The following is a 16,008-nucleotide window of genomic DNA, read 5'->3' as shown; positions in this document are numbered from 1 at the left end:
CCCTCACCACAGGCCCAGCAGCTTCCACCAGGCGCTGCCGACCACGGCAAAGACCAGCAGCTCGATCACGCACATGGCCGCGCCCACGCGCCACCAGTTGCCCAGCGTGACATAGCCGCTTCCGAAGATGATGGGCGAAGTGCCGGTGGCGTAGTGGGTCAGCGTCATCATGATGGCCGAGCCGGCCGTCATCATCAGCATGAAGGGCACGACATAGTCGGCCGGAATCAGCTGCGCGCCCACGGTCAGGAAGGCCAGCATCATGGCGCTGATGTGGGCCGTGGTGCTGGCGAACAGGTAATGCGAGAACACGAACACGCCCACCAGGATGGCCGCCACCGGCAGCCAGTCCAGACCGCTGGCGACGATGGCGTTCTTCATGCCCACCGCGAACCAGGACACCACGCCCAGCTTGTTGAGCTGCTCGGCCAGCATGACCAGGGCGCCGAACCACACCAGCGTGTCCCAGGCGCTTTTCTCGGACAGCACGTCATCCCAGTCGATGGTGCCCGTGATGATCAGCACGAACAGGCCCAGGAAGGCGACCACCGTCGGGTCCAGCGTGAAGGCAGGCCCGAACAGCATCTGCGGCACGTTGGCCCACAGCAGCAGCATCAGGCCGAAGGTGCCCAGCATCACGCGCTCCTTGCCCGACAGCGGCCCCATGCGGGCCATCTCGCTGCGCGCGTACTCCACGGCATTGGGCGTGGCCTTGAGTTCGGGAGGCGACAGCAGGTAGATCACCAGCGGCATCAGCAGCAGGCACAGCAGGCCCGGCAGCAGCATGTACAGCGCCCAGGTGGTCCAGCTCAGGTGCAGGGCCTGGCCCGTGGCCTTGGCCACGAAGTCCACCACCAGCGGATTGGGCGCCGTGGCGGTCAGGAACATGGCCGAGGTGATGGGATTGGCGTGGTAGTTGACCAGGGCCAGATAGGTGCCCACCTTGCCCTGCGTACCCTTGGCCGGGTCCGACTCGAAGGCATTGGCGATGGACTTCATGATGGGGTGCACGATACCGCCGCCGCGCGCCGTGTTGCTGGGCGTGAACGGTGCCAGCACCAGCTCGCAGATCGCCAGGCCGTAGCCGATGCCGATGGTCCGCTTGCCCAGCAGCGCGATGAACATCAGTCCGATGCGGTTGCCCAGCCCCGTCTTCTTGAGGCCGCGCGAGATCAGGATGGCCACCACGATCAGCCAGATCAGCGGGCTGGAAAAGCTGCTCAGCGCATCGGTGACTGCGCCCTTGGACGAGCCAGACGTGACCTGGGACAGCGAGACGATCACGATGGCCATCAAGGCCATCACGCCAATGGGCATGACCTTGAGGATGATGGCCACGATGGTGGTCAGGAAAATGGCCACCAGCTGCCAGGCCTTGGGCGTCAGCCCCTCGGGCACGGGCACCAGCAGCAGCCCGAACAGCACGGCGGTGGCGATCAGCGCCGGCACCAGCCGGAACGGCACGGCCGACTTGAAGTAGCGGAACAGCGAGGCAATCTTCTCGAGCATGTGGATCCTTTGCGTTGCCGGAGCGGCGCCGAGAGAGCATGGCCTGCCGGGAGCAAAAGCCCACCAGCCTGCACGGGCACTGGCGGCCGCGCCGCATGACTGACATCATGATGCAGTGCAGCATGAGCCCGGCTTCCAGCGGGCGCCTGCGCCACCGAAGTTTGACAGGCATCAAGGCCGGGCCAGTAAACCTGGCGACCCAGGCCACCGAGCCCCGCTCACATGACAGCATCCCCAGACCGGGTGCCTTTCGCCCCGGTGTACCCATGCAGTGAAAAAAGGAGAAAAGCCGACATGCCAGCCAACCGATTCTTGCCCGAGGAATGGGAATGCCGGCTCCAGGAGATCGACCTGGAGATCGCCCGCCACGCCGTCATCTGCAAGATCCCGCTGCTGCAGGCCGGCGTGGTGGAGCGCGTGCTGGCCGATGACGCCAGCGTCTGCGGCGGCGACCACGAGGCCGCTTTCAAGACCCTGCGCGGCCTCTTGTACATGCACTACACCGAGCTGCTGCACATCAGCGAGGTGCTCAGCCCCGATGCCGCCCAGGAAATCGCCCACCGCGTGCGCCTGCGGCTGGGCCAGCGCATCGGCAACCAGCTGGGCGGCTGATGCCGGGCTGTCTGCCTGGCCTTTGCCCTGGCGCGAGGGCATGAAAAAAGGGCTACGACAGTTGTCGTAGCCCTTTTCAATTTGGTTGCGCGAGAAGGATTTGAACCTCCGACCTTTGGGTTATGAGCCCAACGAGCTACCAGACTGCTCCATCGCGCGGTATTCCAAAATTATAGCAGATTATTCAGCTGCCTTGGCTTCGGCGGCGCCTTCTTCAGCGCGCTCGACCAGTTCCACGAAGGCCATGGGGGCGTTGTCGCCCACGCGGAAGCCCATCTTCAGGATACGGGTGTAGCCACCAGGACGCTTTGCGAAGCGGGGGCCCAGCTCGTTGAAGAGCTTGGTCACGCTGTCGCGGTCGCGCAGGCGGTCGAATGCCAGACGGCGGTTGGCAACGGTGTCGACCTTGGCCAGGGTGATCATGGGCTCGATCACGCGGCGCAGTTCCTTGGCCTTGGGAACGGTGGTCTTGATGGCTTCGTGCTCGATGAGCGAATTCATCATGTTCTTCAGCATCGCCAGGCGGTGCGAAGAGGTGCGATTGAGTTTGCGGAGGCCGTGACCGTGACGCATGGTGCTTTATTCCTAAAATATGTAATTAGGGCTTGCGCAAACAAGGATGCAAGCCTGGACCCGTTACCGGATCTGCAGCTTGCCTCAACCGAATTTGCGCAAGTTGTTGATTAATTCGGGCAGCCGTATCAGGTACTGCCCGAGGCACTGAGGCTCTCCAAAAAGGAGAGCCAGCAATTATAGTGCTTAGCGCTTTTCCAGGCCAGCAGGCGGCCAGTTCTCCAGCTTCATGCCCAGCGTCAGACCGCGGGAAGCCAGGACTTCCTTGATCTCGTTGAGCGACTTGCGACCCAGGTTGGGGGTCTTGAGCAGCTCGTTTTCGGTACGCTGGATCAGGTCGCCGATGTAGTAGATGTTCTCTGCCTTGAGGCAGTTGGCCGAACGCACGGTGAGTTCCAGCTCGTCCACGGGACGCAGCAAGATGGGATCAAAGGCGGTTGCGGCACCACGGCCACCGGCCGGAGCATCGAAGACGCTGGCGATATCGCCGCCGTCCAGCTGAGCGAACACGGCGAGCTGTTCCACCAGGATCTTGGCGGAGGCGCGCACGGCGTCCTCGGCAGTGATCGCACCATTGGTTTCGATCTCCACCACCAGCTTGTCGAGGTCGGTGCGTTGTTCAACGCGGGCCGATTCGACGGCGTAGCTCACGCGCTTGACGGGCGAGAACGAAGCGTCCAGCACGATACGGCCGATCGACTTCGTGGACTCGTCGCCATAGCGGCGCACATTGCCGGGCACATAGCCGCGGCCCTTCTCGACCTTGATCTGCATGTCCAGCTTGCCGCCTTGCGACAGGTTGGCGATGACATGATCAGGGTTGATGATTTCCACGTCGTGGGGCGTCTGGATGTCGCGCGCCGTCACGACGCCTTCGCCATCCTTGCGCAGGGAGAGCGTGACCTCGTCGCGGTTGTGCAGCTTGAACACCACACCCTTGAGGTTCAGCAGGATGTTGACCACATCTTCCTGGACACCGTCAATGGACGAGTACTCGTGCAACACACCAGCAATCGTCACTTCCGTCGCTGCGTAACCCACCATGGACGAGAGCAGGACACGGCGCAGGGCATTGCCCAGCGTATGGCCGTAGCCACGCTCAAACGGCTCCAGAACAACTTTGGCGCGATTGTGGCCAAGCTGCTCGACATTGATCGTCTTGGGCTTCAGCAAATTGGTTTGCATGCAGACTTCCTCTCAATACCCCCGGCTCGTTACACCGGTAAGGCTGGTGAAGCACCCCAGCGCGATGCCTCGCGGCTGGGGGACGGTTTTACAGAAATGTCGCTGCGCGGAATTAACGCGAGTACAACTCAACGATCAGGGATTCGTTGATGTCTGCACCGAACTCGTCGCGGTCAGGCGACTTCTTGAACGTGCCTTCAGCCTTGTCGGCCGACACTTCCACCCATGCGGGGAAACCGACTTGACCAGCCAGTTGCAGGGCTTCGACGATGCGGGCCTGCTTCTTGGACTTTTCACGCACGGCGACCACGTCACCCACCTTCACCATGTAGGAAGGGATGTTGACGGATTGGCCGTTGACCGTGATGGCCTTGTGCGACACCAGCTGACGCGCTTCCGAGCGGGTCGAGCCGAAGCCCATGCGGTACACCACGTTGTCCAGACGCGACTCCAGCAGCGACAGCAGATTGGCACCGGTGTTGCCCTTCTTCTTGTCGGCGGCTTCGAAGTAGCGGCGGAATTGCTTTTCCAGCACGCCGTACATGCGCTTGACCTTCTGCTTTTCACGCAGCTGCAGGCCGAAGTCGGAAGTACGCTGACCGGAAGTGCGGCCGTGCTGACCGGGCTTGGTGTCGAACTTGGACTTGTCGGCGATCGAGCGACGTGCGCTCTTCAGGAACAGGTCAGTGCCTTCACGGCGGGAGAGTTTGGCCTTGGGGCCGATATAGCGTGCCACTTGATTTCCTTTGTGTCATCTGCCGTGCACAAGCACGGGAGCCGCCCGCGATGTTACACATCTGGGCGGCGGTGGGCTTGGTGAAAAAGCTTAGATACGACGGCGCTTTTGAGGGCGGCAGCCGTTGTGGGGAACCGGCGTCACGTCCGCGATGGAAGTGATGCGGATGCCCAGGGCGCCCAGGGCGCGAACCGAGGATTCACGGCCGGGACCGGGACCCTTGATTTCGACGTCCAGGTTCTTGATGCCCTGTTCGATGGCAGCACGACCAGCCACTTCCGAAGCCACCTGGGCAGCGAAGGGAGTCGACTTGCGCGAACCCTTGAAGCCCTGGCCACCCGAGGAGGCCCACGACAGAGCGTTGCCTTGGCGGTCGGTGATGGTGATGATCGTGTTGTTGAACGAAGCGTGCACGTGGGCAATGCCGTCCGAAATGTTCTTACGGACTTTCTTGCGAACGCGCTGTGCAGCGTTGTTTGCGGGAGACTTAGCCATAGTGATCTTTCAATCTCTTTATTTCTTCAAAGCCGCGGCACCCTTGCGCGGACCCTTGCGGGTACGTGCATTCGTGCGGGTACGCTGACCACGCATGGGCAGGCCACGACGATGACGGAAACCGCGATAGCAACCGATGTCCATCAAACGCTTGATGTTCATCGTTGTTTCGCGACGCAGATCACCTTCCAGCGTCAGGGAAGTCAGCTGATCGCGGATCTTTTCCAGATCGCCGTCAGTCAGTTCCTTGATTTTCTTGGAATATGCGATGCCAGCGGCTTCGCAGATCTTGCGTGCAGTGGTGCGACCGATCCCATAGATAGCGGTCAGGCCGATTTCAGCGTGCTGATGCGGCGGGATGTTAATGCCAGCGATACGTGCCATTATTCGTCCTCAAACTTTCCTATCAACCCTGGCGCTGCTTGTGGCGCTGGTCCGTGCAGATCACTCGCACCACACCCTTGCGGCGGATGATCTTGCAGTTACGGCAGATTTTTTTGACCGAAGCCGAAACTCTCATTTCATTCTCCTAAAACTCTACATCCGTTACGGCCTATCGACCGGGAAACATGCCCGCGATGGATAGATCGAATGGGCGTCTACTAACTCTTACTGGACCCGCCGGCACCGCCGGCCAGGCCCATCACTTAGTTCAATTGCCAAGTGTCGCTTTGAAGTTCGCCTTTTTGAGGAGCGATTCGTACTGTTGCGACATCATGTAGTTCTGCACCTGGGCCATGAAGTCCATGGTCACCACCACAATAATCAGCAGTGATGTACCACCGAAGTAGAACGGGACGTTGTACTTCAGGATCAGGAACTCGGGCAACAAGCACACGAATGTGATGTACACCGCACCAGCCAGGGTCAGGCGAACCAGGATCTTGTCAATGTAGCGGGCCGTCTGGTCACCGGGACGGATCCCGGGGATGAAGGCACCACTCTTCTTCAGGTTGTCGGCGGTTTCCCGGCTGTTGAACACCAGGGCCGTGTAGAAGAAGCAGAAGAAGATGATGGCGGTGGCGTAGAGCATCACATAGATCGGCTGACCGGGGGTCAGCGTGCTAGCAATGTCCTTCAGCCAGCGCATGGATTCCCCTGCACTGAACCAGTTCACAACGGTCGCCGGCAGCAAGATGATCGAGGAAGCGAAGATGGGAGGAATGACCCCCGCCATGTTCAGCTTCAGCGGCAAGTGCGAAGACTGACCGCCATACACCTTGTTACCCACCTGACGACGCGCATAGTTCACCAGGATCTTGCGCTGTCCCCGCTCGACAAACACGACGAAGTACGTCACGGCTGCCACCACGAGAACGATGAAGATCGCGGCCAGGATGCTCATGGCACCGGTGCGCACCAGCTCCAGCAGACCACCGATGGAGCTCGGCAGACCTGCGGCGATACCTCCAAAGATGAGGATCGAGATGCCGTTGCCCAGACCACGTTCCGTGATCTGTTCACCGAGCCACATCAGGAACATGGTGCCGGCCGTCAGGCTGACCACCGCCGTGAGGCGGAAGCCGAAACCGGGGCTCAGAACCAGACCTGCGGAGCTTTCCAGAGCCACGGCAATTCCCAGGGACTGAAAAATCGCCAGGCCCAGAGTGCCATAGCGGGTGTACTGGGTGATCTTGCGACGACCCGATTCACCTTCCTTTTTCAGCTGCTCGAATGTAGGGACCACGTAGGTCATGAGCTGCATGATGATCGATGCCGAGATGTACGGCATGATCCCCAGTGCGAACACCGTGAAGCGCGACAGCGCCCCACCCGAGAACATGTTGAACAGATTGAGAATGCCGCCCTGCTGGCCATTGAACAGCTGCTGCAGCTGCGCTGGATCGATGCCCGGCACGGGGATATGAGCCCCGATGCGGTAAACGACCAGCGCGAGCAACAGAAAAACCAGACGGCGGCGAAGATCGCCGAATTTTCCGGTTTTTGCAATTTGAGCTGCGCTAGTAGCCACGGATGTCTTCTTTCAGATCATTAATCAGGCGATGCTGCCGCCGGCAGCTTCGATGGCAGCCTTGGCGCCGGCGGTAGCGCCGATGCCGTTGAGCTTGACAGCCTTGCTGATTTCACCGCTCTTGATGATCTTGACCACCTTTGCGATTTCACCAACCAGACCGGCTTGCTTCAGAGCTGCCAGATCGACTTCGGCCAGGCCCAGCTGTTCCAGAGCGGACAGGGTCACTTCTGCGTTGAACTTCAGCAGATGCGACTTGAAGCCACGCTTGGGCAGACGGCGCTGCAGAGGCATTTGACCGCCTTCGAAGCCCACCTTGTGGTAGCCACCCGAACGCGACTTCTGGCCCTTGTGACCACGGCCGGCAGTCTTGCCCAGGCCGGAGCCGATGCCGCGGCCGACACGGCGCTTGGCATGCTTGGCACCTGCTGCAGGCTTGATGCTATTGAGTTCCATCATCAATCCTTTCAGAGGACTTTGACCAGATAGCTGATCTTGTTGATCATGCCGCGCACAGCAGGCGTGTCCTGCAGTTCGCTGATGCTATTCAGCTTGCGCAGGCCCAGGCCACGGACGGTGGCGCGGTGCGATTCCTTGGTGCCAATGGGGCTGCGCACCAGTTGCACCTTCACGGTTTGTTGCGTTGTCATGTGATTGACTCCGATCAGGCGGTGAAGATGTCTTCAACCGACTTGCCGCGCTTGGCTGCCACTTCCGAAGGGGTCGTGGAGTTCTTCAGAGCGTCAAAAGTCGCGCGGACCATGTTGTAGGGATTCGACGAGCCATGGCTCTTGGCCACGATGTCGGTGATGCCCAGCACTTCGAAGACGGCGCGCATCGGGCCGCCGGCGATGATGCCGGTACCCTTGGGAGCGGGGTTCAGCATCACGGATGCTGCGCCATGCTGACCCATCACGGTGTGATGGATCGAGCCGTTCTTCAGGGACACCTTGATCATGTTGCGACGGGATTCTTCCATCGCCTTTTGCACGGCTGCAGGCACTTCCTTGGACTTGCCCTTGCCCATGCCAACACGGCCATCACCGTCGCCAACCACGGTCAGTGCAGCGAAGCCGAGGATACGACCGCCCTTCACAACCTTGGTGACGCGGTTCACCGCGATCATTTTTTCGCGCAGACCGTCGTCACGACCTTCGTCTTGCACCTTGGGAGAAAACTTTGCCATTTCTATCCGCTCCGCTTAGAACTGCAGGCCGGCTTCACGAGCGGCTTCTGCCAAAGCCTTCACGCGGCCGTGGTATGCGAAACCAGCGCGATCGAAAGCCACTTTCTCCACGCCTGCAGCCTTGGCCTTCTCGGCAATGCGCTTGCCGATCAGCGTAGCGGCAGCCACGTTGCCACCCTTGCCGATGGCGCCCAGTTGGGTGCGCACTTCGGCTTCGGCAGTCGAGGCCGAAGCCAGCACCTTGGTGCCGTCTTCCGACACCACGCTTGCGTAGATGTGGAGGTTCGTACGGTTCACGCTCAGACGTGCCACGCCTTGCTGTGCAATGCGGATGCGGGTCTGGCGGGCACGACGGAGACGCTGCTCTTTCTTGGTCAACATAATGCAGCTCCTTACTTCTTCTTGGTCTCTTTGATCACGACCTTCTCATCCGAGTAACGGATGCCCTTGCCCTTGTAGGGCTCGGGAGGACGAACGGCACGGATCTCAGCAGCCAGTTGGCCAACGGCCTGGCGGTCAGCACCCTTGACCACGATTTCCGTGGGCGTGGGGGTGGCAACAGTGATGCCGGCCGGCATTTCGAAGTTCACCGGGTGCGAATAGCCGATCGCGAGGTTCAGCTTGGCGCCAGAGGCCGAAGCCTTGAAGCCCACGCCGACCAGCGACAGCTTCTTCTCGAAGCCCTTGCTCACGCCCACCACCATGTTGTTCACCAGCTGACGCATGGTGCCGCTCATGGCGTTGGCTTCGCGCGAGTCGTTGACGGGCTCGAAAGACAGCTTGCCTTCGTTGTTGGAGATCTTCACCAGAACGTTCTGGGCCAGCGACAGCGTGCCGCCGGTGCCCTTCACATTGATCTGGTCAGCCTTGATGGACACATCCACGCCTGCGGGGATGGCCACGGGAGTCTTTGCTACGCGAGACATTTCAGTATTTCTCCTTAATGTCCGTTAGGCCACGTAGCACAGCACTTCGCCGCCCACGCCGGTGGCGCGTGCCTTGCGATCCGTCATCACGCCCTTGGGAGTGGTGACGATGGCCACGCCCAGACCGTTCATGACCTGGGGGATTGCGTCGCGGCCCTTGTACACGCGCAGGCCGGGACGGCTCACGCGCTCGATGCGCTCGATCACCGGACGGCCGGCGTAGTACTTCAGGGTAATTTCGAGTTCGGACTTGCCAGCGTCGGTCTTCACTTGGAAGCCGTCGATGTAGCCTTCATCCTTCAGCACCTGGGCGATGGCAACCTTGACCTTGGAGGAAGGAGCCGTCACGGTGGTCTTGGAGACCATTTGTGCATTGCGGATGCGGGTCAGCAAGTCAGCGATGGGATCACTCATGCTCATGTTTAATCTCTCCTGCTTGCTTACCAGCTGGCCTTGGTGACACCGGGGATGTCGCCAGCGAAGGCCAGTTCACGGATCTTGGCGCGGCCCAGACCGAATTGACGGAAGGTGCCACGGGGACGACCCGTGATCTCGCAGCGGTTGCGCTGGCGAGTGGGGTTCGCGTTACGGGGCAGCTTCTGCAGGCCCAGGCGAGCGGCGTCGCGCTCTTCGTCGCTGCGCTTTGCGTCAGCGGCGATTGCCTTCAGTTCTGCGTACTTGGCAGCGTACTTGGCCGCCAGCTTTTCGCGCTTGAGTTCGCGCTGAATCAATGCAACTTTAGCCATGCGCCACCTCAGTTCTTGAAGGGGAAACGGAAAGCGGCGAGCAGTGCCTTGCACTCGTCGTCGGTCTTTGCCGTAGTCGTGATGCTGATGTTCAGACCACGCAGAGCGTCCACCTTGTCGTACTCGATTTCGGGGAAGATGATCTGTTCCTTGACGCCGACGTTGTAGTTGCCGCGACCGTCGAACGAACGGCCGGAGATACCACGGAAGTCACGCACGCGGGGCAGAGCCACGGTGACGAAACGATCCAGGAATTCATACATCTGAACGCCACGCAGGGTCACCATGCAGCCGATGGCCTGGCCTTCGCGGATCTTGAAGCCGGCGATAGCCTTCTTGGCCTTGGTCACCACGGGCTTCTGACCAGCAATCTTGGTCAGGTCGGCCACGGCGTTGTCCATCACCTTCTTGTCGGCCACGGCTTCGCTCACACCCATGTTCAGGGTGATCTTGGTCAGGCGGGGCACTTCCATGGTGGAGGTGTAGCCGAACTTTTCCTTCAGTTCAGCCGCGATCTTTTCGCGATACAGTTTTTGCAGTCGTGCCATGTGTTACCCCTTAGGCCGCCTTGATTTCGGCGCCGTTGGACTTGAACACGCGAACGCGCGTGCCGTCGGCTTGCACCTTGATGCCCACGCGATCGGCCTTGCCGGTCGCTGCATTGAAGATGGCCACGTTGGATTGGTGGATAGGCATGGCCTTTTCCACGATGCCGCCGGTGGTGCCCTTCATGGGGTTCGGCTTGACGTGCTTCTTCACCAGGTTGATGCCGTCGATCAGCAGGTGGGAGTCGTCCTTGCGAGCCGAGACCACGCCTTGCTTGCCCTTGTCACGGCCGGTCAGCACGATGACTTGGTCGCCCTTGCGAATCTTGTTCATGGTGCTTCCTTTAGAGAACTTCAGGTGCCAGGGACACGATCTTCATGAACTTTTCGTTGCGCAGTTCACGAGTCACGGGGCCAAAGATGCGGGTGCCGATAGGCTCCAGCTTGGCGTTCAGCAGCACGGCGGCATTGCCGTCGAACTTGACGAGCGAGCCATCAGCGCGGCGAATACCCTTCGCCGTGCGCACCACGACCGCGCTGTAGACCTCGCCTTTTTTGACGCGTCCACGCGGTGCAGCTTCCTTGATGCTCACCTTGATGATGTCACCAACACTCGCATAGCGACGATGAGAACCGCCCAGCACCTTGATGCACTGAACAGACTTCGCGCCGGTGTTGTCGGCAACCTCTAACCGAGATTCTGTTTGGATCATTTCAATATTCCCAACTTGCTCCAGCAAACACCCGACAGCCCCAGAGTCTTCTCAAGGGCCGCGAGCAGCCAGTCAGTCTTGGGCCCGTCGTCCACGCCGAAAACCATTTCTCGGCGCTTCCACTGGGCAGATAACTTCACGATTTTCACGTGAAGCATGGGATTGTCCCAGAAATTCCTTTGCGCGTCAAACCCTTAGCGACTTTTCCCGCCCCTGCCCGGCAGCGTTGCGCAACGCCCACAAGGGCGCCGGCAACCGAGGGGCCGCCCGGGCCTCCCGATCGGCCCATGCCACCGGAGACGCCCATAAAAAAGCCGAGCCACGCGGGCTCGGCAAAGGGTGGCAGACTCAACGCAATTGTTGGCTGCGGACGGACCGCGCCGACGACGGCACAGACCGCGCAGCGGCTTTGGGGCCCCCGCGTCGGGCTTGGGCGCGGCCCTTGCCCTGCGGAAAACGCACTTTCAAGCGCTTTCTTTTTGCTTCCCTCCCTCGTCAGCCTTGTGCTGGCTGCTGTTCACTGGCACTGAAGCTGGGCGCCATGAACCGCATTCTCATTCATAAAACCAATCGAGTACATATATTCATCAATTTTGACAATCATTCGTGGCGCAAGCGTCTTACGCAGAAAGCACAACGCCCTGCGCTGCAGGGCGTTGTGCATGGAGATGGACAGGATCAGGCAGGCAGGTACTGCGCCGCCAGCGGCATGAAGTCCGCCAGGCCGGCGTCGTGTCCCAGCTCCTCCTGGAGGATGGCCGCCACGCGCGGGGCCACTTCGGCGGCCTTGCGCGCATCGAGGAACAGCAGGCGGCTGCGGCGCGCCAGCACGTCTTCCACGGTGCGCGCGTATTCGAAGCGCGCGGCAAAGCGCACCATGGCTTCGTTCAGGCCGTCGGCCAGCCATTCGTCGTTGCCCGGCAACGCCTGCACCGCCGAGGCTTCCGTGCCGTAGGAATGCAGGCCCTGGATCTGGTTCATGCGGTGGTGCACGGCGGACTCGGCCGGGGCGCCGGCCAGCGGCAGGCGGGCCGTGACACCCCCGGGGCGGTGCGGCAGGCGGCCGATGGCAAAGCATTCGGAGAGCACGTCTTCGGCCATGGCGCGGTAGGTGGTCCACTTGCCGCCCGTGACGGTCACCAGGCCGGTGCGGCTGGACATGACGGTGTGCTCGCGGCTGATCTTCTTGGTGTTTTCGCCATCGTCGTCCTGGGGCTTGACCAGCGGGCGCAGGCCCACCCACATGCTGCGCACGTCGGCCAGCGTGGGCTGGCGCGTGAGGTAGCGGCCTGCCTCGGTGAGGATGAAGTCCAGTTCTTCGGGGAAAGGCAGGGGTTCGCGCGCCAGGTCGTTGCGCGGCGTGTCGGTGGTGCCCAGGATGACCTTGCCCAGCCAGGGCACGGCAAAGAGCACGCGGCCGTCGGCCGTCTTGGGCACGAGCAGGGCATGGTCGCTGGGCAGGAAGTCGCGGTCCACGACCACGTGCACGCCCTGGCTGGGCGCGACCATGGGCTTGACGGGACGGCCCTGGGCCTCGGCGTCCTGCTGGCGAAACAGGTCCACCCAGGGGCCGGTGGCGTTGACCACGCACTTGGCGCGCAGCGTGAAGCGCTGGCCGGATTCCGAGTCTTCGCAGATCAGGCCGGCGACCTTGCCGCCTTCGTGCAGCAGTTCACGTGCGGGGCAGTAGTTGACCAGCAGCGCGCCTTTGGCAGCGGCCGTGCGGGCCAGCGCCAGCGCCAGGCGGGCATCGTCGAACTGGCCGTCCCAGTATTTGACGCCGCCCTTGAGGCCTTGCTGGCGCACGGTGGGCAAACACTTGACGGTGCTGGAGCGCGAGAGGAATTCGGTGGCGCCCAGGCCTGCCTTGCCGGCCAGCGCGTCATACATCTTCAGGCCGATGCCGTAGAACGGCGTGTCCAGCAGCTTGTAGGACGGCATGACAAAGGCCAGCGGCTGCGCCAGGTGGGGCGCGTTGTGCAGCAGCGTGGTGCGCTCATGCAGCGCTTCGCGCACCAGGGCGATGTTGCCCTGGGCCAGGTAGCGCACGCCACCATGGACCAGCTTGGTTGCACGCGAGGACGTGCCCTTGGCGAAGTCATGCGACTCCACCAGCACGACCTTGAACCCGCGCGCCGCCGCGTCCAGGGCCACGCCCAGGCCGGTGGCACCGCCGCCGATGATGGCCAGATCGTAGGTTTCAGGCTGGGCTAGGCGTTCCAGCAGGGCGGCGCGGCCGGTGGGCAGAGGGGAAGCAGCGAGGGACATGGATCTTCGACGAAGGAATGTGGGGCAAGTTAACAGGGCGCCATGTAGCCGCCATGTCAGCACCCGGGACGCCACGCCTGCGCCCAATGCGAAGGGGACGGAATCGGGTTTTCCGCTATTTTCGCTCGTTTTTGTATTTTTTTCTTCGCTATCTTTCGTTTCGTGTTTTTTGCAGTCAACGAATTTGGCGATAGGCCGGGAGACCAGCACAGGGCATGTTGTCCAAAGCCGACACGGCCCAACTCAGGGACGCCGAGCAAGAGCCGCCTCGCGGCGAGGGCGTCGTCCCCCTCCCTTGCGAAGCAAGTAGAGAGGGGGAAGGCGCGCAAGCGCCTCAGGGGGTGCTAACGCACCTTGCCGTTTTTCCAGGCATTGAGCAGCGTGTCATACGCAATCGTCTCGCCCTTGGGCTTTTCATTGGCCAGCTTCTTCCACGGCGCCTGCTTGTCGCTGAGCCACTTGGCCGGGTCGCCCTTGGGGTTGAGCTTGGGCGCGCAGTGCGCCATGCCTGCGCGCTGCAGGCGGGCCATGACCTGGTCCATTTCCTCGGCCAGGTTGTCCATGGCGCCCTGGGGCGTCTTCTCGCCGGTGACGGCCTGGGCCACGTTCTTCCACCACAGCTGTGCCAGCTTGGGATAGTCGGGCACGTTGTTGCCGGTGGGCGTCCAGGCCACGCGGGCGGGGCTGCGGTAGAACTCGACCAGGCCGCCGAGCTTGGGCGCCATGTCGGTCATGGCCTTGGAGCGGATGTCGCTTTCGCGGATGGGCGTCAGGCCGACGATGGTCTTCTTGAGGCTGGTGGTCTTGGCGGTGACGAACTGCGCGTAGAGCCAGGCGGCGGCCGTGCGGTTGGCGTCATGGTCCTTGAAGAAGGTCCAGCTGCCCACGTCCTGGTAGCCGTTTTGCATGCCGTCCTTCCAGTACGGCCCGTTGGGGCCGGGCGCCATGCGCCATTTGGGCGTGCCGTCGGCATTGACCACGGGCAGGCCGGGCTTGGTCATGTCGGCCGTGAAGGCGGTGTACCAGAAGATCTGCTGCGCGATATGGCCCTGGGCCGGCACGGGGCCGGACTCGCCGAAGGTCATGCCCATGGCTTCCTTGGGCGCGTACTTCTTCATCCAGTCCACGTACTTGGTGAGCGCGAACACGGCGGCCGGCGAGTTGGTGGCGCCCCCGCGCGAGACAGAGGCGCCCACGGGCGTGCACTTGTCGTCGGCCACGCGGATGCCCCATTCATCGACGGGCATGCCGTTGGGAATGCCCTTGTCGGCCGCGCCGGCCATGGACAGCCAGGCATCGGTGAAGCGCCAGCCCAGCGAGGGGTCCTTCTTGCCGTAGTCCATGTGGCCGTAGACAGGCTTGCCGTCGATCTGCTTGACGTCGTTGGTGAAGAACTCGGCGATGTCCTCGTAGGCGCTCCAGTTCAGCGGCACGCCCAGCTCGTAGCCGTACTTGGCCTTGAACTTGTCCTTGAGGTCCTTGCGCTCGAAGAGGTCGGCGCGGAACCAGTAGAGGTTGGCGAACTGCTGGTCGGGCAGCTGGTAGAGCTTGCCGTCGGGCGCGGTGGTGAAGCTGGTGCCGATGAAGTCCTTGATGTCCAGGCCCGGATTGGTGAAGTCCTTGCCGGCGCCGGCCATGTAGTCGGTCAGGCTCATGATGCGGCCGTAGCGGTAGTGCGTGCCGATCAGGTCGGAGTCGGAGATCCAGCCGTCATAGATGGACTTGCCCGACTGCATCGAGGTCTGCAGCTTCTCGACCACGTCGCCTTCCTGGATCAGGTCGTGCTTGACGGTGATGCCCGTGATCTCGGTGAAGGCCTTGGCCAGCGTCTTGCTCTCGTACTCGTGCGTGGTGATGGTCTCGGAGACCACGGCGATCTCCTTGACGCCCTTGGCCTGCAGCTTCTTGGCCGCCTCGATGAACCACTTCATCTCGGCCATCTGCTGGTCCTTGGACAGCGTGCTGGGCTGGAACTCCGCGTCGATCCACTTCTTGGCTTCCGCCTCTCCGGCCCAGGCCGCCTGCCCCGCCGCCAGCAGGGCCGCCGCGAGGGCGATGGTGTGAAGTCGTTGTTTCATCTGCCGTCTCCTAGATTCTTGCTGTCTCCCCGACATGCACATGCACCAGCGGGCCCCGGGGGAGCTTCGGACCCGGCTGTCGATAAATGGAATGAAGTGATCAGCCTTTGCGCATCACGACGGCCAGCACGAGCATGGACAGCACGAAACTGATCCACACCGAAGGCTCGGCCTCCAGCGAGAACCACTGCGCCATCTTCTCGCCCAGCCCCACCCAGGCCAGATTGACATAGGCCGCCAGCAGCAGCCCGATGAACAGCCGGTCCCCGCGCGTCGTCGCCATCGGCAGCCAGCCCTTGCGCATCACGGTCGGGCTGCGCAACTCCCACAGCGTCATGCCCACCAGCATCAGCACGATGCAACTGAAGAACACCGCCACCGGCAGCGTCCAGGCCATCCAGGAAAACATTGACGAGTCCTTTCAGAAATCCAGCATCAATACCGCAGCTTCTCGAAACCGGCAG

The 16,008-nt window shown here is 61.9% G+C and carries 22 protein-coding genes and 1 tRNA gene; 1 reads left to right on the top strand and 22 read right to left on the bottom strand.

Annotated features, from left to right (window positions below; all coding sequences use genetic code 11):
* Positions 1–3 precede the first annotated feature (3 nt).
* Positions 4–1,509: a DASS family sodium-coupled anion symporter gene (locus tag ACN20X_RS05145; protein ID WP_016449181.1), complete on the bottom strand. Its 1,506-nt coding sequence runs from the start codon at positions 1,507–1,509 to the stop codon at positions 4–6.
* Positions 1,510–1,803: 294 nt separating this feature from the next.
* On the opposite strand from ACN20X_RS05145, the gene ACN20X_RS05140 reads away from it, so the two are divergent.
* Complete coding sequence (locus ACN20X_RS05140; RefSeq protein WP_016449180.1) at positions 1,804–2,121, top strand: hypothetical protein; 318 nt, start codon at positions 1,804–1,806, stop codon at positions 2,119–2,121.
* A gap of 82 nt (positions 2,122–2,203) precedes the next feature.
* Here the strand turns inward: ACN20X_RS05140 and ACN20X_RS05135 are convergent.
* The 21 genes from ACN20X_RS05135 to ACN20X_RS05035 all read right to left on the bottom strand — a co-directional run bounded on the left by ACN20X_RS05135 (position 2,204) and on the right by ACN20X_RS05035 (position 15,953).
* Positions 2,204–2,280, bottom strand: a tRNA-Met gene (locus ACN20X_RS05135).
* Between the two features lie 21 nt (positions 2,281–2,301).
* Positions 2,302–2,694 carry a 50S ribosomal protein L17 gene (gene rplQ, locus ACN20X_RS05130; RefSeq protein WP_012202979.1) on the bottom strand — a complete coding sequence of 131 codons (393 nt, stop codon included), beginning with the start codon at positions 2,692–2,694 and terminating at the stop codon, positions 2,302–2,304.
* 186 nt (positions 2,695–2,880) lie between these two features.
* On the bottom strand, positions 2,881–3,879 hold the full coding sequence (locus ACN20X_RS05125; RefSeq protein WP_012202978.1) for a DNA-directed RNA polymerase subunit alpha: 999 nt from the start codon (positions 3,877–3,879) through the stop codon (positions 2,881–2,883).
* A 112-nt stretch (positions 3,880–3,991) separates the two neighbouring features.
* A complete protein-coding gene (rpsD, locus tag ACN20X_RS05120; protein ID WP_012202977.1) occupies positions 3,992–4,615 on the bottom strand; it encodes a 30S ribosomal protein S4 in 624 nt (207 codons plus the stop codon).
* Positions 4,616–4,705: 90 nt separating this feature from the next.
* Positions 4,706–5,110, bottom strand: coding sequence for a 30S ribosomal protein S11 (gene rpsK, locus ACN20X_RS05115; protein WP_012202976.1), 405 nt, complete (start codon positions 5,108–5,110; stop codon positions 4,706–4,708).
* Between the two features lie 18 nt (positions 5,111–5,128).
* A complete protein-coding gene (gene rpsM / locus ACN20X_RS05110) occupies positions 5,129–5,494 on the bottom strand; it encodes a 30S ribosomal protein S13 (protein WP_012202975.1) in 366 nt (121 codons plus the stop codon).
* A gap of 22 nt (positions 5,495–5,516) precedes the next feature.
* A complete protein-coding gene (gene rpmJ, locus ACN20X_RS05105) occupies positions 5,517–5,630 on the bottom strand; it encodes a 50S ribosomal protein L36 (protein ID WP_003050535.1) in 114 nt (37 codons plus the stop codon).
* A gap of 132 nt (positions 5,631–5,762) precedes the next feature.
* Positions 5,763–7,082 carry a preprotein translocase subunit SecY gene (gene secY, locus ACN20X_RS05100; protein WP_012202974.1) on the bottom strand — a complete coding sequence of 440 codons (1,320 nt, stop codon included), beginning with the start codon at positions 7,080–7,082 and terminating at the stop codon, positions 5,763–5,765.
* Positions 7,083–7,106: 24 nt separating this feature from the next.
* Positions 7,107–7,538: a 50S ribosomal protein L15 gene (rplO, locus tag ACN20X_RS05095; protein ID WP_016449179.1), complete on the bottom strand. Its 432-nt coding sequence runs from the start codon at positions 7,536–7,538 to the stop codon at positions 7,107–7,109.
* A gap of 11 nt (positions 7,539–7,549) precedes the next feature.
* Entirely contained in the window at positions 7,550–7,732 is a 183-nt protein-coding gene (rpmD, locus tag ACN20X_RS05090) for a 50S ribosomal protein L30 (RefSeq protein ID WP_012202972.1), read from the bottom strand.
* Positions 7,733–7,746: 14 nt separating this feature from the next.
* Positions 7,747–8,268, bottom strand: coding sequence for a 30S ribosomal protein S5 (gene rpsE / locus ACN20X_RS05085; RefSeq protein ID WP_016449178.1), 522 nt, complete (start codon positions 8,266–8,268; stop codon positions 7,747–7,749).
* Between the two features lie 15 nt (positions 8,269–8,283).
* The gene (rplR, locus tag ACN20X_RS05080) at positions 8,284–8,649 is read right to left on the bottom strand and encodes a 50S ribosomal protein L18 (protein WP_012202970.1); all 366 of its coding nucleotides are present in this window, start codon (positions 8,647–8,649) and stop codon (positions 8,284–8,286) included.
* A gap of 11 nt (positions 8,650–8,660) precedes the next feature.
* On the bottom strand, positions 8,661–9,194 hold the full coding sequence (gene rplF / locus ACN20X_RS05075) for a 50S ribosomal protein L6 (protein ID WP_016449177.1): 534 nt from the start codon (positions 9,192–9,194) through the stop codon (positions 8,661–8,663).
* A 24-nt stretch (positions 9,195–9,218) separates the two neighbouring features.
* Positions 9,219–9,614: a 30S ribosomal protein S8 gene (gene rpsH / locus ACN20X_RS05070; RefSeq protein WP_016449176.1), complete on the bottom strand. Its 396-nt coding sequence runs from the start codon at positions 9,612–9,614 to the stop codon at positions 9,219–9,221.
* A 20-nt stretch (positions 9,615–9,634) separates the two neighbouring features.
* Positions 9,635–9,940: a 30S ribosomal protein S14 gene (gene rpsN / locus ACN20X_RS05065; protein ID WP_012202967.1), complete on the bottom strand. Its 306-nt coding sequence runs from the start codon at positions 9,938–9,940 to the stop codon at positions 9,635–9,637.
* 8 nt (positions 9,941–9,948) lie between these two features.
* Complete coding sequence (gene rplE, locus ACN20X_RS05060; protein WP_016449175.1) at positions 9,949–10,488, bottom strand: 50S ribosomal protein L5; 540 nt, start codon at positions 10,486–10,488, stop codon at positions 9,949–9,951.
* A 10-nt stretch (positions 10,489–10,498) separates the two neighbouring features.
* A complete protein-coding gene (gene rplX, locus ACN20X_RS05055; protein ID WP_016449174.1) occupies positions 10,499–10,819 on the bottom strand; it encodes a 50S ribosomal protein L24 in 321 nt (106 codons plus the stop codon).
* A gap of 10 nt (positions 10,820–10,829) precedes the next feature.
* Positions 10,830–11,198 carry a 50S ribosomal protein L14 gene (rplN, locus tag ACN20X_RS05050; RefSeq protein ID WP_016449173.1) on the bottom strand — a complete coding sequence of 123 codons (369 nt, stop codon included), beginning with the start codon at positions 11,196–11,198 and terminating at the stop codon, positions 10,830–10,832.
* Positions 11,199–11,876: 678 nt separating this feature from the next.
* The gene (locus tag ACN20X_RS05045; protein ID WP_016449171.1) at positions 11,877–13,466 is read right to left on the bottom strand and encodes a glycerol-3-phosphate dehydrogenase/oxidase; all 1,590 of its coding nucleotides are present in this window, start codon (positions 13,464–13,466) and stop codon (positions 11,877–11,879) included.
* 344 nt (positions 13,467–13,810) lie between these two features.
* Positions 13,811–15,544 carry an ABC transporter substrate-binding protein gene (locus tag ACN20X_RS05040; protein ID WP_016449170.1) on the bottom strand — a complete coding sequence of 578 codons (1,734 nt, stop codon included), beginning with the start codon at positions 15,542–15,544 and terminating at the stop codon, positions 13,811–13,813.
* Positions 15,545–15,644: 100 nt separating this feature from the next.
* Positions 15,645–15,953 (bottom strand): DUF2160 domain-containing protein, encoded by a 309-nt coding sequence (locus ACN20X_RS05035; protein WP_016449169.1) that lies wholly within the window; start codon positions 15,951–15,953, stop codon positions 15,645–15,647.
* Positions 15,954–16,008 lie beyond the last annotated feature (55 nt).

Source organism: Delftia sp. PX-1 (assembly GCF_055797465.1).
Note: the sequence above shows the minus strand (reverse complement) of the source record. Positions and strands in the feature narration are given on the sequence as shown.